General features: G+C 69.8%; 21 protein-coding genes. 13 read left to right on the top strand and 8 right to left on the bottom strand.

Going from position 1 to position 16,360, the window contains the following annotated elements; genetic code table 11:
* Positions 1-2: 2 nt before the first annotated feature.
* On the bottom strand, positions 3-848 hold the full coding sequence (locus CBF90_RS12650; protein ID WP_023953886.1) for an NAD(P)-dependent oxidoreductase: 846 nt from the start codon (positions 846-848) through the stop codon (positions 3-5).
* A 53-nt stretch (positions 849-901) separates the two neighbouring features.
* Here CBF90_RS12650 and CBF90_RS12645 point away from each other — a divergent pair, with 53 nt between their 5' ends.
* The gene (locus tag CBF90_RS12645; RefSeq protein WP_023953888.1) at positions 902-1,441 is read left to right on the top strand and encodes a YaeQ family protein; all 540 of its coding nucleotides are present in this window, start codon (positions 902-904) and stop codon (positions 1,439-1,441) included.
* On the opposite strand, the gene CBF90_RS12640 is transcribed toward CBF90_RS12645, so the two are convergent.
* Positions 1,426-2,265, bottom strand: a complete 840-nt coding sequence (locus tag CBF90_RS12640) for a hypothetical protein (RefSeq protein ID WP_088380748.1) — start codon at positions 2,263-2,265, stop codon at positions 1,426-1,428. The two genes, CBF90_RS12645 and CBF90_RS12640, sit on opposite strands and share 16 nt — an antisense overlap.
* A 197-nt stretch (positions 2,266-2,462) precedes the next feature.
* Here CBF90_RS12640 and CBF90_RS12635 point away from each other — a divergent pair, with 197 nt between their 5' ends.
* From CBF90_RS12635 to CBF90_RS12615, 5 genes are all read left to right on the top strand, one after another.
* Positions 2,463-3,773 (top strand): hemolysin family protein, encoded by a 1,311-nt coding sequence (locus CBF90_RS12635; protein WP_172407839.1) that lies wholly within the window; start codon positions 2,463-2,465, stop codon positions 3,771-3,773.
* Between the two features lie 79 nt (positions 3,774-3,852).
* Complete coding sequence (gene nhaA / locus CBF90_RS12630; protein ID WP_088380746.1) at positions 3,853-5,118, top strand: Na+/H+ antiporter NhaA; 1,266 nt, start codon at positions 3,853-3,855, stop codon at positions 5,116-5,118.
* Between the two features lie 113 nt (positions 5,119-5,231).
* The gene (locus CBF90_RS12625) at positions 5,232-5,786 is read left to right on the top strand and encodes a MarR family winged helix-turn-helix transcriptional regulator (RefSeq protein WP_023953896.1); all 555 of its coding nucleotides are present in this window, start codon (positions 5,232-5,234) and stop codon (positions 5,784-5,786) included.
* A 74-nt stretch (positions 5,787-5,860) separates the two neighbouring features.
* Complete coding sequence (locus tag CBF90_RS12620; protein ID WP_023953898.1) at positions 5,861-6,112, top strand: hypothetical protein; 252 nt, start codon at positions 5,861-5,863, stop codon at positions 6,110-6,112.
* 61 nt (positions 6,113-6,173) lie between these two features.
* Positions 6,174-6,491: a hypothetical protein gene (locus CBF90_RS12615; protein ID WP_023953900.1), complete on the top strand. Its 318-nt coding sequence runs from the start codon at positions 6,174-6,176 to the stop codon at positions 6,489-6,491.
* Between the two features lie 30 nt (positions 6,492-6,521).
* On the opposite strand, the gene CBF90_RS12610 is transcribed toward CBF90_RS12615, so the two are convergent.
* Positions 6,522-6,866 carry a hypothetical protein gene (locus tag CBF90_RS12610; protein WP_036305622.1) on the bottom strand — a complete coding sequence of 115 codons (345 nt, stop codon included), beginning with the start codon at positions 6,864-6,866 and terminating at the stop codon, positions 6,522-6,524.
* 92 nt (positions 6,867-6,958) lie between these two features.
* Between CBF90_RS12610 and CBF90_RS18430 the strand changes: the two genes are divergently transcribed.
* The 3 genes from CBF90_RS18430 to CBF90_RS12600 are packed head-to-tail and all read left to right on the top strand — an operon-like array spanning position 6,959 to position 8,453.
* Entirely contained in the window at positions 6,959-7,096 is a 138-nt protein-coding gene (locus CBF90_RS18430) for a hypothetical protein (protein ID WP_172407838.1), read from the top strand.
* Positions 7,097-7,106: 10 nt separating this feature from the next.
* Positions 7,107-7,970, top strand: a complete 864-nt coding sequence (locus tag CBF90_RS12605; protein WP_088380745.1) for a transposase — start codon at positions 7,107-7,109, stop codon at positions 7,968-7,970.
* 9 nt (positions 7,971-7,979) lie between these two features.
* A complete protein-coding gene (locus CBF90_RS12600) occupies positions 7,980-8,453 on the top strand; it encodes a hypothetical protein (protein WP_023953908.1) in 474 nt (157 codons plus the stop codon).
* 36 nt (positions 8,454-8,489) lie between these two features.
* Here CBF90_RS12600 and CBF90_RS12595 read toward each other — a convergent pair whose 3' ends face one another.
* From CBF90_RS12595 to CBF90_RS12575, 5 genes are all read right to left on the bottom strand, one after another.
* Entirely contained in the window at positions 8,490-9,533 is a 1,044-nt protein-coding gene (locus tag CBF90_RS12595; protein ID WP_023953910.1) for a YihY/virulence factor BrkB family protein, read from the bottom strand.
* Positions 9,534-9,658: 125 nt separating this feature from the next.
* On the bottom strand, positions 9,659-10,234 hold the full coding sequence (locus CBF90_RS12590) for a DUF3618 domain-containing protein (protein WP_064955503.1): 576 nt from the start codon (positions 10,232-10,234) through the stop codon (positions 9,659-9,661).
* The gene (locus CBF90_RS12585) at positions 10,231-10,647 is read right to left on the bottom strand and encodes a phage holin family protein (protein WP_023953914.1); all 417 of its coding nucleotides are present in this window, start codon (positions 10,645-10,647) and stop codon (positions 10,231-10,233) included. Before CBF90_RS12585 ends, CBF90_RS12590 begins: the two co-directional genes overlap by 4 nt.
* Entirely contained in the window at positions 10,637-11,452 is an 816-nt protein-coding gene (locus CBF90_RS12580; RefSeq protein WP_088380744.1) for a hypothetical protein, read from the bottom strand. The genes CBF90_RS12585 and CBF90_RS12580 overlap by 11 nt, the downstream gene beginning before the upstream one ends.
* Before the next feature lie 294 nt (positions 11,453-11,746).
* Entirely contained in the window at positions 11,747-13,174 is a 1,428-nt protein-coding gene (locus tag CBF90_RS12575) for an HNH endonuclease signature motif containing protein (protein ID WP_242435672.1), read from the bottom strand.
* Between the two features lie 209 nt (positions 13,175-13,383).
* On the opposite strand from CBF90_RS12575, the gene CBF90_RS12570 reads away from it, so the two are divergent.
* The 4 genes from CBF90_RS12570 (at position 13,384) to CBF90_RS12555 (ending at position 16,326) form a co-directional block, all read left to right on the top strand.
* Complete coding sequence (locus CBF90_RS12570; RefSeq protein WP_023953920.1) at positions 13,384-13,671, top strand: WXG100 family type VII secretion target; 288 nt, start codon at positions 13,384-13,386, stop codon at positions 13,669-13,671.
* Between the two features lie 84 nt (positions 13,672-13,755).
* Entirely contained in the window at positions 13,756-14,073 is a 318-nt protein-coding gene (locus CBF90_RS12565; RefSeq protein WP_064955500.1) for a hypothetical protein, read from the top strand.
* Entirely contained in the window at positions 14,054-15,730 is a 1,677-nt protein-coding gene (locus CBF90_RS12560; RefSeq protein WP_088380743.1) for an alpha/beta hydrolase, read from the top strand. Before CBF90_RS12565 ends, CBF90_RS12560 begins: the two co-directional genes overlap by 20 nt.
* 29 nt (positions 15,731-15,759) lie before the next feature.
* A complete protein-coding gene (locus CBF90_RS12555) occupies positions 15,760-16,326 on the top strand; it encodes a hypothetical protein (RefSeq protein ID WP_141097160.1) in 567 nt (188 codons plus the stop codon).
* The last annotated feature ends 34 nt before the right edge of the window (positions 16,327-16,360 follow it).

Raw genomic sequence — 16,360 nt, 5'->3', positions numbered from 1 at the left:
CCTCAGACGTGGTCGCGCCAGGAGTGCTTCGGCTCGTAGCCCAGAAGCCTGCGCGCCTTCTCGGTGGAGAAGAGCGACTCGTTCGTTCCGAGGTCGCCGCGGATCTCGACGTCGGGGAACACCTCGGCCACGAGCTCCGCGTTCGGGCGTGACATGACGGTGTCGGCGGCGGCGATGAGGAACCGGTCGAAGCCCGTCGGCGCGTTCTCGAGCGCACGCAGAACCGCTTGGGCACCGTCGCGCGCGTCGATATAGCTCCATACGTTCCACTTGCGGCGCATCGGGTCGGCGTCGAACGAGGGGAACTCGGCGTAGTCCTCGGGCACCATGACGTTCGAGAATCGCAGCGCCGTGATCGACAGTCCGGGGTGCCAGCGTACGAGCTCGATCGCGAGCTGCTCCTCGAGATGCTTCACGAGCGAGTACACCGACTCGGGGCGGGCGGGGTACTCCTCGTCGACGGGGATGTACGGCGGCGGCACATCGAAGGGCAGCCCCTGCACCGTCTCGCTCGAGGCGTAGACGATCCGGTCGATGCCGAGCCGGGTCGCGGCGTGGAAGACGTTGAAGGTCGCGGCCATGTTGTTGTGGAACGTCGCGATGTCGGGCCGGACGCCGGGCGCGGGGACGGCGCCGAGGTGCACGATCGCGTCGACGCCGTCGTGGCGGTCGCCGACCGAGCCGAAAGCGTCGACGACCTGGCCGTAGTCGGTCAGGTCGATCTGCACGAACGCGGGGCCGCGCCTGCCGATCACGTCGAAGCCGATGACCTCGTGGCCTGCCGCCGTGAGTTCACGAGCGACGACCGTGCCGAGTTTTCCCGATGATCCCGTCAGTGCGATCCGCATGAGAACAGCGTCGCACACGGCGGTGCCACCGGGGGCGGCTAGGCTCGTTCCTCATGGCTGCCGGGGCGACGATCCACACGTTCGATGCGACGCTCGCCGACGTCGACCGCGGCGTGTACGAGTCGTTCGCCCTGCGCGTCGCGCGGCATCCCTCCGAGACCGACGCCTTCATGCTGACCCGGTTGCTGGCGTACTGCCTCGAGTACGAGGAGGGCATCGACTTCACCGAGGGCATCGCCGCGAAGGACGAGCCCGCCGTGCTCGTGCGCGACCTGACGGGATCGATCGTCGCCTGGATCGAGGTGGGGGCGCCGGATGCCGCGCGCCTGCACCTCGGCAGCAAGCAGGCCGATCGCGTCGCCGTCTACACGCAGCGCAATCCCGGTCCGATCGTGGCCGCGTGGGCGGGGAAGAAGATCCACCGCGTCTCGGAGATCACCCTCCACAGCTTCGAGCCGGGTTTCATCGACACCCTCGTCTCGGCGCTCGACCGCCGCAACACCGTGACGGTCTCGGTCACCGAGCGCCACCTCTACGTCGAGCTCAACGGCGTCACCGCCGAGTCCGACGTCATCACTCAGCCCGCGGGCTGACTCGCCGCTTCGCCGGGCGCCTCCGGTGCGGCGGAGGACGCCGGCGCCTCCGACACGAAGACGTCGACGCCGGCATCGGTAAGCACGAACTGCAGCCCGGTGCCGAGGGGATATCGCTCGAGGAGCTCGTCGGGCTGATCCTCCCAGACGACGAAAGAGACGGCCGCGGGGAACGCGCCGGCGGAGCAGCCTTGGTAGAACGCCCCGCTGCGCGAGCCGTCACCGGATGTCTCATCGTCGATGCGCGCGACGGAGAGGCAGACGTTGTCGTTTCCCCGCCAGGTGTCGGTGGAGCGGAACACCGACAGGCCGAGGAACTTCTCGAACGACCCCGGCTCGACCCCGCCACTGTACGGCCGCATGAATGCGGGGATCTCCTCGCCCGTGGGCAGCAGCGTGGTGACGTGGGAGATTCTCGCATCCGGCGGCAACGCGGTCGCGGTCGATGCGCTGCGGGCCGTCGCGAACGCGGTGATCCCCACCGAGAGGGCGGCCACCGCGACGAGCGAACCGGCCCACAAGAGGATCGAGCGCAGCGGCCGCGCGCGGCGCGCCGTCGGTTCCGCGACGCCATCCCCCGGCTCGTCATGCCGCGGCTCGTCGGATCGGGCCGTTGGCAGGTCCGTGAGCGTGTCGATCGTCGACGGACGCACGGGCTCCGGATCGGGCTCGCGTGCGTGCGTGCGCGGTATCCGTTCCGCGCGTTCGCGCTGTTCGAGCTCCGTCAGTCGAGCCAGCGCAGCGGGATCGTCGGCGATGTCACCGCCCGGCGCGTAGGCGCGGAGGCGGAGCGCGCGGAGCTCGGCGGCCACACCCTCGTCCATCCCTGCATCGTGGCACATCCCGACATCGGTGGGGGCCTCGGCCGTTGGCCTCGGCCGTTGTCAAGCGTTCAGCGCATCCCGAGCAGATGCCGCTATTTTTGTGCGATGACGCATCGAGCCTCGAAGGCCTCCGACTCCGACAGTCCCGGCGCCCGGGTGACCCCGGGCGCGTCCCGTCTCGCGAGCGAGGTCCGCCGGTGAACGGCGACCTGCTCCTCAACATCGTCCTCGTCGTCGTCTTCGTGCTGATCGGTGGTGTGTTCGCCGCCACCGAGATGGCCCTCGTCACGTTGCGCGAGAGCCAGGTCAACGCGCTCGCCCTCCGCGGCAAACGGGGCGAGAAGGTGGCCGCGCTCGCGCGGAACCCCAACACGTTCCTCTCCGCCGTGCAGATCGGTGTGACGGTCGCGGGCTTCGCCTCGGCGGCGTACGGCGCCTCGTCGATCGCGCCCTCGCTCGCCCCGCTGCTGGTGTCGTGGGGGCTGTCCGATGCCGCCGCGATGACCGTGGCGACGATCGTGCTGACCCTGATCATCGCCTACCTCTCGCTCGTGCTCGGCGAGCTGGTGCCCAAGCGCCTCGCGATCCAGCGCAACGCCGCCTTCGCGTACGGTGTCGCTCCGGTGCTCAACGGCTTCGCGAAGCTCATGCGCCCGGTGATCTGGCTGCTCTCGCTCTCGACCAACCTGCTCGTGCGGCTGCTGGGGGGCGACCCGAACAAGACCGGCGAGGAGCTCAGCGACGAGGAGCTCCGCGACATCGTGTCGAGTCACGAGGGCCTTCCCGAGGACGAACGGCGCATCCTCGACGACGTGCTGTCGCTGCGCGACCGTCAGCTGAGCGAGGTGATGCGTCCGCGACCCGAAGTGGTGTCGCTGCCGGGCGGCGAGACCGTCGGCGCGGCCGCCGCGCTCGTTCGCGATCTGCCGTACTCGCGGTACCCGATCATCGATCAGACCATCGACGATGTGGCCGGATTCGTCCACGTGCGCGACGTCCTGGATGCCGCGGGCACCGACGACACGCAGTCCCTCCAGTCGATCGTGCGACCGATCCGCTACTTTCCCTCGACCGCGCGGCTGCTGCCGACCCTCACGTCGATGCGCGCCGAGGGCAGCCAGATCGCGGTCGTCGTCGACGAGTACGGCGGCACCGACGGCATCGTCACCCTCGAGGACCTCGTCGAGGAGGTCGTCGGCGAGATCGTCGACGAATACGACACCGAGGCGATGCCGCATCCGCTCGCCGGCGACGGCGGACCGGTGGACGGGCGGCTGAACCTGCAGGATTTCGAGGAGGCCACCGGCATCTCGATCCCGCGCGGGACGTCCGACACCGTGGCCGGCTTCGTGATCGAGCAGCTCGGGCGCCTCGCGCGGGTCGGCGATCGCATCGAGGTCGACGGCGCGACGATCGAGGTGACGCGACTGGACCGTCGTCGCATCGCAGAGCTGCATGTGGCGCGGGCGTCGACGGAGGGCACGGCGGCGGTGCCTGCCGACGGGTAGGCTGGGGGCTCGGTGCGTCGGGAAGTCTGGTCGACATGTCCGTCGGCGACTGCCGACGGAGGATCGAGAGGCTCCTCACATGTACGACGCTCTTCCCCGCCGAGCCCGCCTGCGCCGCTGGCTGTCCCGTGAGACGACGGGCGGCGCGCTGCTCCTCGCGGCCGCGGCCCTCGCGCTGATCTGGGCGAACTCGCCCCTCGCCGCCTCCTACACCGCGTTGTCGGAGTTCACGATCGGGCCCGCGGCGCTGCACCTCGACCTCTCGCTGTCGACGTGGGCCGCGGACGGCCTGCTCGCGCTGTTCTTCTTCGTCGTGGGCGTCGAGCTCAAGCACGAGTTCGTCGCGGGCAGTCTCCGCCGCCCGCGCGAGGCGGCGGTGCCGGTGCTGGCGGCGGTGGGCGGGATGCTGCTGCCCGCGATCCTCTTCACCGCCGTGATCCTCGTCACGGGCGACACCGAGGCGCTGCGCGGGTGGGCGATCCCGACCGCGACCGACATCGCGTTCGCACTCGCGGTGCTGGCGATCTTCGGGCGCGGTCTCCCGCCGGGGCTGCGTACGTTCCTGCTGACCCTCGCCGTCGTCGACGATCTGCTCGCGATCCTGATCATCGCGATCTTCTACACCGCGACGATCCACATCGTTGCGCTCGCGGTGGCGCTCGCGACCGCGGCGGTGTTCGCCGTCGTCGTCCGGCAGCGATGGGCCCGGTGGTGGATGCTGCTGCCGCTCGGGCTCGTCGTCTGGGGCTTCCTCCACGCCTCCGGCGTCCATGCCACGATCGCGGGGGTGCTGCTCGGGTTCGCCGTCCCCGCCCGGCCGGTGCACGGCGAGAGCGTGGCGCGCACCGACACGTACGACGACCTCGTGCGTCCCTTCTCCTCGGGTATCGCTCTCCCCGTGTTCGCGTTCTTCGCGGCCGGGGTCAGCGTGGTCGGGACCAGCGATCCGCTCGCGGTCGTCGCGCAGCCCGTCGTGCTCGCGATCATCGTCGGCCTGGTCGTCGGCAAGTCGGCCGGCGTGCTGGGGACCACCGCGCTCGTCACCCGGACGACGCCGCTCCGGCTGCCGGACGGCGTCGGGATGCGCGATCTTCTGCCCATCGGGCTGCTCTGCGGGATCGGGTTCACGGTGTCGCTGCTCATCACGGGGTTGTCCTTCGCCGACGGCGTCCACACCGACGGCGCCCGGCTCGGCGTGCTCCTCGGAACGCTGCTGTCCGCCGCGGGAGCCGCCGTGCTGCTCAGCCGGAGTGCTCGACGCGCACGGGCGGCCGCCGCGGACGCGCCCGCCGCGCACACCATCGATGGCGACGGACCTGCGCTGGGGTACGACCGCGACGAGTGACCGACGGCGCAGACGTTCGTGTTCCGGATCATCCCGTCTCATGGATGGGCGAGCGCGTCAATCCCTCGGCGTGCGACGTGCGCGAGGCCCCGCCCGCGTCTTAGGATGCCGAGGTGCCCGATGTCCCGACGCCCACGCATTACTGGTACCCGTCGGACTCGGACGATCCGGGGACTCCTCGCGAGCGCGGCATCGCCGTGCTCCAGGCGTTCCGGCTCTATCGCGCCGCGGAAGCTGCCATGCGCCGCCGCACGCGGGATTCCATGTCGATGGGCGAGAACGAGCTGCTCGTGCTCCGCTATCTCATCAAGGCGCACGGCGAGGGGCGTCTCGTCGGGCCGACCGAGCTCTCCCGCTACCTCGGCATCTCGACGGCCTCGACGACGGCGCTGATCGACCGGCTGCAGAAGTCCGGCCACGTCACCCGTCAGGCCCACCCCAGCGACCGGCGCAGCGTCCATGTGGTCGCCACGGAGAAGTCGGACGAAGAGGTGCGCGAGACCCTCGGGCGGATGCACGAGCGCATGATCGCCGCCGTCGACGGCATGTCGGCAGAGGAGGCGCGCATCGTCATCGCGTGTCTCGGGCGCCTGCAGCAGGCCGTCGACGAGGTCGACGCCCACGCGCCCGATCCGCGCGCCGTTCAGGCCCGCAGCGACCGCGCCTGACAGGTAGCTAGTCACCGGAGAAAGCCCGCGAATTGACATTCGTCAAGCGGGGAACCGCGTGACACCATGAGAACATGTGTTCCCTTCCGGTGACCCCGACCGAGGAGCGCTTCACCATCGAGGGCCAGGTGGTGACGTCGTTCTCGGGCGTGGTCTCGCGCCTGGCCGCCGCGCATCCGTCCCTCGCCGTCGTCGACATCGAGCGGGTCGTGCTGCGCGAGTGGGAGGCGTTCAGCGCCAGCCGTCCGGTGGTGGTTCCGATCGGCGTCGAAGAGGGTGCCGCCGAGATGCTTGCAGTCGAGACCTCGGCTCAGATCGACGGCTGACGGCCCCCGCGCCCACGGTCCGTCGTTTATCGGACCGTCTGTTGCGCGTTAGGCTCACTGCGTGGGCCGATTCATCTACGACACGCTGGGGAACTCCGTCGAGATCGACGACCGGACTCTGGCGCACCTGCGCATCGTCATCATGAACAAGCTGCGCCGTTCCGAGCCGTTTATGTTCGACATCGATCTGCCTCGCGGGGGTGAGCGTCGCAGCTACTGGATCCACCCGTCCGTGCCGCTGCAGTTCCACTTCTCGGGCAGCAGGCAGCCGCGCATCAACCGCCACTGGGTCGAAGAGCTCATGCAGGTCGCCAGCGGGCCGGCAGGCCTGACGATCGTCCCCGAGCCGGCCGAGGACGGCGCGCCCGAAGTCGGCTGAGCGGCGTTGCCCGCTCTGCGCTGCGGCCGGTCAGGATGCGGCGTCGTTGCCCGTCGGGGCGACCGTGTCGGGGTCGTCGACGTGCTCGGTGACCACCATGATGCCGCCGGACGAGTTCGCGGAGTTCGCCATCTCCTCGACCCACTCGCGGCTGAGCGTCGTCGGCTCGGGGTCGTCGAAGGCGAACCGGAGCGGGATCGAGGGGTGCAGCCAGATCGTGCTGCGTCCCGTGGGCTCGCCGTCGGGGTGTCGCCATGAGAGCGTGAAGCTCTCGCCGCGACGCAGCTTGGTGGCGATGACCACCTTGAGGTGCGCCAGCGTGCGGTCTTCGATGTGGATCGGCGATGCGCCGTCTCCGTAATAGATGGTGCCCACGAGCACCACATTAAACGTCCGCGGGACGAAGCCCAATCTCATTGTCAAGGGCTCGACGCTCCGTGGATCGCGGATGAAAGTGGGAGCCGATGATGATCGATCCGCGCCCCGATGACGAGCTCGAGCCCAAGCCCACCGGCTCGCTCGACGAGGACGTGTTCGCGGATCTGCCGGCTTTCGATGTCGTCGATGGTGAACTGATGCCGCGCGCTCCGAAGCGCGGTCGGTAACAATGGCGGGATGACGGCGAACGGGGCGCATACCGACGGCGGTGCGGGCGACGAGTTCGACGCGGCGGCCGCTGAACTGCTGGTCGTGGCGCCCGCCGACTTCGTCGCCGCCCGCAACGCTCGCGCGACGGAGGCGCCCGGGCCGCTCGGCACGCGCATCCGCGGGTTGCGCAAGCCGACGGTGGCGGCGTGGGCGGTCAACCTGCTGAGCCGCGACCCGTCCTTCCGCGAGGCGCTCGAACTCTCCGGGGCGCTGCGTGAGGCGCAAGACGACCTCGACGCGGCTGAGCTCGCCCGACTCGGCAAGCAGCGGCGCGCCCTGGTCGCGGCGCTCGCGCGCCGCTCCGCCGACCTGGCTGACGAGGCCGGTGTCGCGCTGTCGGCGGCGGCGCGCGACGAGGTGGAGCGCACCGTCAATGCGGCCATCGTCGATGCCGTCGCGGGCGCGGTGGTGGGAGCGGGCCGGCTCGTGCGCACCCTCGAGCCGGGGTCGCTCGACTCCGAGACGCTGGCTGACCGCGTCGCGGGTTCGATTCCCGGTGTTGCCGAGGCGCCCGCGAGGCCGCGAGACGATCTCGCCGAACGGCGCGCGCGACGTGAGGCGGAGAAGCGCCGGCGCGAGGCGCAGCGCGAGGCGAGCGAAGCAGGCCGGGCGCTGGCCCGCGCGGAGGAACGCCGGTCGAGCGCGCGGGAACGGGCCGACCGGCTGCACGAGCGGGCCGAAGAGCTTCGGCGGGACCTCGCACGGGTGTCCGAGGACGCCGAGCGGGCCGATGCCGCGGTCGACGACCTCGACGACGCCGTCGCGTCGGCGCGCGAGTCACTGGCGGCGGCGGAGCGCAAGGTGCGCGCCGCTGACGGCGATGGTCAATAGCATCGAGGGGTGCCGGAAGCTGCGACCGAACTCATCGCCGACGCGCGTCGTCGGCTGATCGGTGTTCCCCGGGAACGACTCGGGGTCCGCAGCGAGGGGCGGCGTCTGCTCGGCTTCGGCCGCGCCGCCCGCATCCTGCCGGTCGGGGATGCGTGGCATCTCGGGGTCCTGCTCATCGCCGACGATGAGGTGTTCGCGACAGGGGAGCTGCTGCGAGCCCGAGCCGAGGCGATCCGCGGCTACACCGCCGAAGCGCAGCGGGCTCGGTCCGAGCGTGCGGCAGCGGCGTTCCGCGGTGGTTTCGCCGAAGGCGAGCCGGTGCACCTGGACTGGTCCCCGATCGATCTCGACGTCGTCGATGCCGGCGGGGCTTCGGGGCCGCTCGCGCGCAGCCACGACGGGGTCGTCACCGTTGCGTTCGCGGCGGGAGCCCGCATGCCGCTGGCCTCGTACCTCGACGACCGGATCGCACTGCTGCCCTGACGCGGTCGCGGCCGGGCAGCAGCGCGGTGACGGGCCTCAGTCGTCCGACGCGCCTCCCGTCGCGCGCAGGCGCTGCGCTTCGGCGCGCTCCTCGGACTCCTGCTTCCGAGTCTTCTCGATGCGGGTGGTGTCGCGAGGCGGCAGCTGGATGGTCTCCTCGGCGGGCATCCCCGCCTGCAGCTCGCGTCCGCGCTCGAGCTCGGCGTCGAACTCCGCGCCGAACAGGAGGGCGAGGTTCGTGATCCACAGCCACAGCAGGAACACGATCACGCCGGCGAACGACCCGTAGGTGCGCTCGTAGTTCGAGAAGTTCGCGACGTAGATGCCGAAGCCCGCGGTCGCGATGGCGAGCACGACGATCGCGATGACGGCGCCCGCACTGATCCAGCGGAACTTCGGCTGCTTCGCGTTGGGGCCGAAGTAGTAGAGCACGGCGACGAGCAGTACGACGATGAACGCGAGCACGGGCCACTTGGCGATCTGCCAGACGAGCACGGCGGTGCTGCCGAGTCCGATCGCGTCGCCGATCGCTTCGGCCACTGGCCCGGAGACGACGAGGAGGACGAGCGCGACGACGACGAGCGCGACCGCCAGAAGAGTGACGCCGAGCTGTTGCGGCTTCAGCTTGATGAAGGGGCGTCCCTCGTCGATCTCCCAGATCCGGTTCATAGCGCGACTGAATGCGCCGACGTAACCGGATGCCGACCAGAGCGCCAGGACGATACCGGAGATGAGGGCGAAGCCCGCCGCGGGAGAGGTGGCCATCTCTTCGATCGGGCCGCGCAGGGTGTCGGCGGCACCGCCGGGAGCGACCTGGCCGACGATGTCGAGCACGGCGTCGGCGGCCTGCTGCCCCTGCCCGATGACGCCGAGGAGCGAGAACACCGCGAGAAGACCCGGGAACGCCGACAGCACGGCGTAGTAGGTGAGCCCGGCGGCGAGGTCGGGGCACTGATCGCGGCTGAACTCGCGGACCGTTCGCTTCAGCACGTGCTTCCACGAAGGCTTCTCGACGTCGGTGATGGAATCGGGCTTCGCGGGGTGCTCGGGGTCGAGTCCGGCGGTTCTCTGGTTGCTCATGTCTCCTCCTGGGGTCGTGCGCGCTGCGGGATGGTCAGCGGTGCGGGAAACGCGACCGTGCACCGGGTCGGCGGCGGATGCCGTCCCGGTGCACGGTTCGTGCAGCGCTCGCGCCGCGGTGGGTGTCAGCTGCCGCTGACGTTGTCGCGAGCCTCCTGGGCGCGACCGGTGACGTTGTCGACCCCGTCCTGAGCGTCGCTCTTGACGTGGGAGACCGCCTCGGTCGCGGTGTCCTTGACGGCTGCGGCGGCATCCTGCACCGGCTCCTTCAGGTCGGAGCCGACCTGCTGGGCGACGCTCTTGGCTTCTTCGACCAGGGGCTGGGCCTGCTCCTTGACGTCGGCTGCGATGCCCTTCTCCTTCGTGGATGCCGGGATGAGCGAGGCAACGAGCAGGCCGCCGGCGAACGCCATCAGGCCGACGGCGAGGGGGTTGCCCTCGGCCTTGGCACCCACCTTGTGCGCGGCGTCCGACACGCCTCCGGCGACCGAGGAACCCGCGTCGTGAAGCGACGAGCCGGCGTCGTCGGCCGCACCCATCACGCGGTCGCGCACGGACCCGAGGGCGCCCTTGATCTTGTCGGTCTGGCGGTGGGCGATCTTCGAGGGCGTCACCTTGTCGACGAGAGCGTCGGTGTCTTGGCTCAGCTCGCGACGCTTGCGCTCGATGTCAGCGCGGATCGCTTCCGGTGAATCGGTCATCGGTTCTCCTCATTTCTCTTCAATGCGTCGGGGATCTTGCCCAGGGTTTCGGCCGTCTGCGGGGCGCCCTGGACCCTCTCGAGCTGCTTGCGCCCGAGGGCGTACAGGACAGCCGCGATGATGCCCCAGATGACGGCGACGATCACGGCCGACCAGCCGAGGCCGACGAGGTGGCCGAGGGCCCACCAGAGCGCGATCGAGAGGAAGAAGATCGCCATGAGCGCCGCGTATCCCGCGCCGCCAAGCATCCCGGCTCCCTTGCCCGCTCGTGTTCCCGACTCCTTCAGCTCGGCCTTGGCCAGGTTGATCTCCTGGCGCATCAGCTCCGACAGGTCGCGCGTCACCTCGCCCAGCAGATCGCCGAGCGACGTGGTGGCCGCCTGCTGCTCGGAGGGCGTGGGGTTATCGGTCATCTCGGGTCTCCCCGATGCCCTCGGTGTACGGCTCGTCGGCCGTGCGGCCGACGGAGCTGTCGTACAGCGGCGTGGGCTCTGCGGCATCCGGTGCGGAGCCGATCGGGTCGTCGAGCGGAGCCCCGACCGGGGCGTGCGACGGTGCCGACGGTGCGGCCGGGATGCCGGTGGCGGCGGCGCCCGGCGTGCCGATCGGCGCGTCGAGCGGCGCGTTCACCGGTGCGGGCGACGGCGCCGAGGGCGCGGCGGGCACGCCGCCGGACGTCGTGCCGGTGCCGGAGTCGTGCTCTTCCTTCGCGCCCTCGGCGAGAGCGCGAGTGAGGCGGCCGGCGACGACGCCTGCGATCAACGCGCCCGCGATGAAGACGCCCGGCTTGCGGCGCGCGAAGCTCTTCACCTCGCTGACCAGCGACCCCGGGTCGCGCTGCGCGAGCCAGTCGGATGCGCCGCTCACGCGGCTCGACACCTGACGCACGAGGTCGGTGGCGATGCCGGGCTTCTCGGAGTTCTGGGCCAGCGAGTCCAGCTCATCTCCGATCGAGCGCAGCCCGTCGGCGACGCGCTGCTGCTGCGACGCGGCCTGTTCGGTGAGCTGCTGTTTCGTCTGCGTGTACACCTGCTTCGCCTGAGACTTCGCCTCTGACGCGACGCCCGCCGCTTCCTGTTTGGCCGTCTCGACGACGTGACCGGCCTCGGCCTTCGCGGTGCCCGCGACCTCTCCGGCTTCGTGCTTCGCCGTCTCCGCCGTGCCCGACCCTGATCCTGCCTGCGAGCCGGACGTCGGCTCACCATAGTTCTGCGACATCGGTTCTCCTCTCGGTACCGCTTGCGTTCGTGGGGTGCCGATGTAACGCCTCACCCCCGCGTCTTGCCCCGGGGCTTGACGACGGCGAAGCGCTGTGGGATGGTCGCGCCTTCTGTACCGACGCTGCGCGAGACGGATCCGAATCCGGGGCCCCCGGGGTGGGTTCGGGCCCCGGGGCGGGTTCGGGCGCACCTTCCGGCTGCGCGGGCGCGTTTCGGCACGCGCGCCCGCGCAGCCGGGAGGAGCGCCGCACGCCGTCGTCGCTCTCCGCTCACCCTGGCCCGCCACCGTGGATCAGAACGGTGGGCGCTCCGGGGCGGGTGGGTCTGTGGTCGTGAAGGCGACGAGGGGTGGTGGTGCGTCGTCGCGGTAGACCCGTCCGGTCGGTGAGGTCCAGACGAGCCGACCACCCGGAAGCTGTTGGACTCGCCAGCGGGTGTGGTGTTTGACGTCGTGGTGTCGTTTGCAGAGGTTCGCGAGGTTGCACACGTGCGTCGCACCGCCGTCAGAGGCGGCGACGGTGTGGTCGAGCTCGCAGCGGATGGCGGGTTGCCGGCATCCGGGGAACCGGCAGTGCCGGTCGCGGGCCCGCAGCAGTCGCACCATGGCGGCGGTGGGTCGGTAGGTGTCGCACTCCAGCACGGTCCCGGTGACGGGGTGGGTGAGCAACCGGTCCCACGAGGTGGCGTTGCCCGCCAGCTCCCCTGCGGTTGCGGCATCGACGGGGGAGCGGCCAGCGAGATCCGCGGGCCCGTCGTCTTGCCCCATGAGGGTGAGCGCGGAGACCGCGACCTGCACGTGTGCCCGGATGGCTCCGAGGGTTCCGTTGCCGTCTCCCGTGCCGGTGGGGTCGAGGGCGGGTGTGCCGGCGAGGAGGAGGTCACTGAGCATGTCGGCGCGGACCTGGTCGATCGTGCGGGCATCGTCGACGAACGACGACCCGTCGCAAATCGTCGCATCGGCATCGCGACCGCCACCGTTGGCGTCGGCTCGAGCGTCAAGCGCGTCGGCTCGAGCGCCAGCGCCACCGGACGCCGCGTCGGCCTGCTGCCGCACGTTGATGATCTCCCGGGCCTGACGGGTCAGCCGATCCATGATCCCGTCGGCGATGACGGTCGGCAGGGTCGCGATGAGATCCGACATCCCATCCGCGCCGGTCTGCACCCGTACGCACCGCCCCGCCGCGGCCTCTTCATGCCGCTCCGTGAAACTCCGCGGGTGCATCCGCTCCGCGATCACCCGCAGTGCGTCGCGCACCCGGTTCGGGGTCTCGCCCTCGCACCGCTCGACCGCAAGCCGTTCGAACTCTGCCCGCTCCTCCGCAGGCACCAGGCATCCCGTCTCCTGGATGACCCGCACATGCCCGCGGACGATCCGCCCCGCCTCCCACGCCGCCATCGTCACCGGATAGTTCTCCACCAGGTCTCGCGCCTCATCGATGCGGCGCTGCACGGTCCGGTCGGTCGCCACGAACACCCCAGCCAGCTCGGCGGCGATTCCGCGCAGCGCCATCTCCCGCGCCTTGACCTTCTCCGACGCCCCAGCGGCTTGCTTCTCCGCGAGAACCCCAGCGGCCGCGAGCACCCGAATTTCACGAACCTGCACCGCCCGCGCAGCATCCGAGACGCCCTCGGCATCCGCGACCAGCTGAGCGAGCGTATCGACGTCAGCGTCGCTGCTCATTCCGCTGCCGAGGCCGCCGAGTCCGTCATTCGAATACATGTTCGAATACTGTCACGAACGTCAGACATTGCCGCACGACATTCCACAGGTGCCGCAGCCCCTCCATCGACGCCTCCCGAGCACGGCACCGACGTCCGAGCGCAGCAGGGTGGGGAGTTCTCCCCATCGACCTGGCGTGATCGGTGCCGATAGGTTTTGGGTGTCGGCTCCGGAGGGGGGTCGGGACATCTACTTTCAGGAGGGCCGTCATGGCTGATTTCGGTGCATCTTATGGCGAGATGGAGCAGGTTGCGAGCTCGCTGTCGCAGGCTCGTGATGACATTCAGGGTCAGCTGGACACCCTGAAGTCGCAGGTCGACACGCTTCTGGGCGATGACTTCAAGACGCAGCACGCGTCGGGCAAGTTCGGTGAGGGCTACTCCGAGCTCACCACGGGTCTGAAGAACGCGGTCGATGGCATCAACGACATGTCCGAGTCGCTGCTGGGCATGATGCGCGCGATCCAGGACCTCGACCAGCAGCTCGCCGGCAGCTGACCCCGGTTCGACCTTCAGCGGTGCGGGTGCGGATGTGCCCGGATCCGCACCGCGGAGTGATCGGCGCTAGGGGAGGATCCGAGCATGGCCGACAACGTCGAGATCGATCGAGCTGCGCTCGAGCAGGCGAAGATGCTCCTCGACGGATCGATGGGCTCGTATCGCGCCTACGCAGAAGACACCTGGCGGCGAGACACCGGGGTCGAGAACCCATGTGGACGCACGCATCTGCGGGTCGCGCTCGAGAACGCGCTCGGCGCGGCGCTCATGAGGACGCGGGCCGAGACCGACGCGGGGCTTGACCTCAGTTCCCAGGTGCAATCGATCATCGATTCCTTCGAGGCGCTGGACGTCTCGCTCGGCAGCGGATGGGACGGTGACTATGTCGCTGACCTCTCCTGATCGCGGATGGCTGCTCGAGCACATCGACTACAACTCTGGCGCGCTCGAAGGTCTTCACCGAGCCTTGATCAGCACCGTGGACCACGCTGGGGACGCTCGCGTTGTGCTCCGCAACATCGACGGCGGTCTCGAAGGCCGCGGCGCCGCGATCGCGGACGTGCAGACTGACGCGGGGGACATCGCGGGTGACGTGGGACGCACAGTCGCCACTCTCGGCCGGATCGCGGAGGTGGTGCGCGGGTACGGTGAAGCAGTCAGCGCGCACGCTCGCGCCGCGAATGACCTCGTCGACGACATCGAGCGAGCACACCGAGCCGTTGCCGACGCCGAGGGGACGGCCGCGGAGGCCGCGAGCCGACAGACTGGACTCGCTGATGATGCGACCCCCGCGGAGGTCTCGCGGGCGGATGGGGCAGTCGAATCGGCCGCGGAGGATCTCGCTGCGCGCCGCCGCGAGCTCGCCGACCTGTGGGCGCAGTGGGAGGCGTCCTACGCCTTATGGGACGATGCCTACGGCTCGGCGCTGGCCGCGCTGGTCGCTGCCGACGTCAGCTCGCTGCCCGCCCATGTGCGATCGGCTATCGAGGCGCTTGCTCACGCCGACAGTCCCGCCGAGGTCGCGGAGATCTGGGCGAGTCTGACCGAGGACCAGCGCACGGACCTCATCGACCGACGCGCGGAGTTCGTCGGCAACCTCGAGGGTGTTCCGTACGCGATCCGCTTCGCGGCGAACCGATCGGCGTTCGAACGAGTGCTCGACGGTGGTCCGTACGGCAAGCCCCTCGATGATCAGCTCGAACAACTCTCTCTCGAGCTTGGTGACGACCTCGGTGGTCAGTTGCTGATGTTCCATCCCTTCGAAGAGCCGCAGGCGACGGCGGCCGTCGTTTACGGCGCTTCGTCCGGCGATGATCCGTTCGCCGGTGTCACGAACGTCAATGCGCTGGTCGGAGGCATGTTCTCGGGCCTCGGAGATCTCGAGGCCTGGGGCCAGAGCGCCCGAGACCTCAATGTGTTCGCCGAGGCGTACGGTGACCCGGGCACGCGCTCGGTGAGCATCGCCTGGTACGGGTACGACTCTCCCAATCTGCTTACCGAACACACGATGGGGAGTGCGACCGAGGGCGCCGCCCGGCTGTCGTCGACCCTGCGCGGGCTCGACAACGAGGTCAGTTCGGCTGTGACGACATCTGTCATCGGCCACTCGTACGGCAGTACGACATCCTTCTTGGCCGTCGGAGGCGCCGGCGACGACCTGGGCGTCGATCGGCTCGTCGCTGTGGGATCGGCCGGTGTCCCCGACGGATACCACGCCAACTGGACCGGCGACGCGCCGATGGACTACTCCGGCACCGAGGTCTTCACGTCGCGCGCGCCCTGGGACTTCGTTGCCCGATACGGCGAGGTCAGCTCGTTCGGTCACGGGATGAATCCCGAGGACATCCCGGGCGCGACGACGTTCGAGAGCAACGGCGGGACCGCGCCGTCGCTGCAGGGCACACCGGAGGCTGTCGCCGGCACGCCGGGCCACGCCGCGCACGACGGAGGCAACTCGATCATCGGGTGGTGGGAGAAAGGCAACGGCTACCTCTCTCGCGATTCCGAGTCATTCCGTAACATTGCGAACATCGTGGCCAATGGTGAGGTGCTGCAGTGAGCTGGCGGAGAAATCTGTTCGGAGTGACGATGACCGCCATGGCGGCCATCGTCCTGACGGGATGTGGAGCGACGGTGGCGCAACCGACGGGCGACGAGCTGTACCAGGAGGCGGAGAGCCTCTACTTCGATTTCCGCGAGACGACCAACGGCGTGCTGGCCGTCATCGATGACGGCCCGTGGGAGGTGCGGACGTACGGGATGACGCCATCCGGTGTCGGGTGCGGCGACGGCTGGAAGTTCGACCTGACGCGCACGACCACGATCGACCCGGCAGGGGTTGCCGGCAAGCGCGAGGCCGTCGCACAGCACCTGGTGTCCGAAGGCTTCGAGGTCGACGGCATGGATCTCGATTCGGGCGAGGTCGCGTCTACGGACGTGATCGTCCGCGAGCAGGGCGTCTACTCCCTGCTGACGGTGACGCTGGTCGACAACGGGAATGTCGTCGTCACCGCCACTTCGCCGTGCAAGCCCGGCGACAAGTTCGAGCTCAGCCGGATGCTGTTCGGCAAGGGCCCCCTGCCTGAGGGGTATCTCCCCGACCGGGAATCTCCCTCCGACCCCCTGTTCTTCGGCACCGACCGCGGCGAGCGCTGACTCCCACCGGGACGTTCCACTCGCCAGAATCTGC

The organism is Microbacterium sp. AISO3 (assembly GCF_002204305.1).
Classification (GTDB): domain Bacteria; phylum Actinomycetota; class Actinomycetes; order Actinomycetales; family Microbacteriaceae; genus Microbacterium; species Microbacterium arborescens.
The sequence above is the reverse complement of the archived record's forward strand: the minus strand, read 5'-3'. Positions and strand labels throughout refer to the sequence as shown.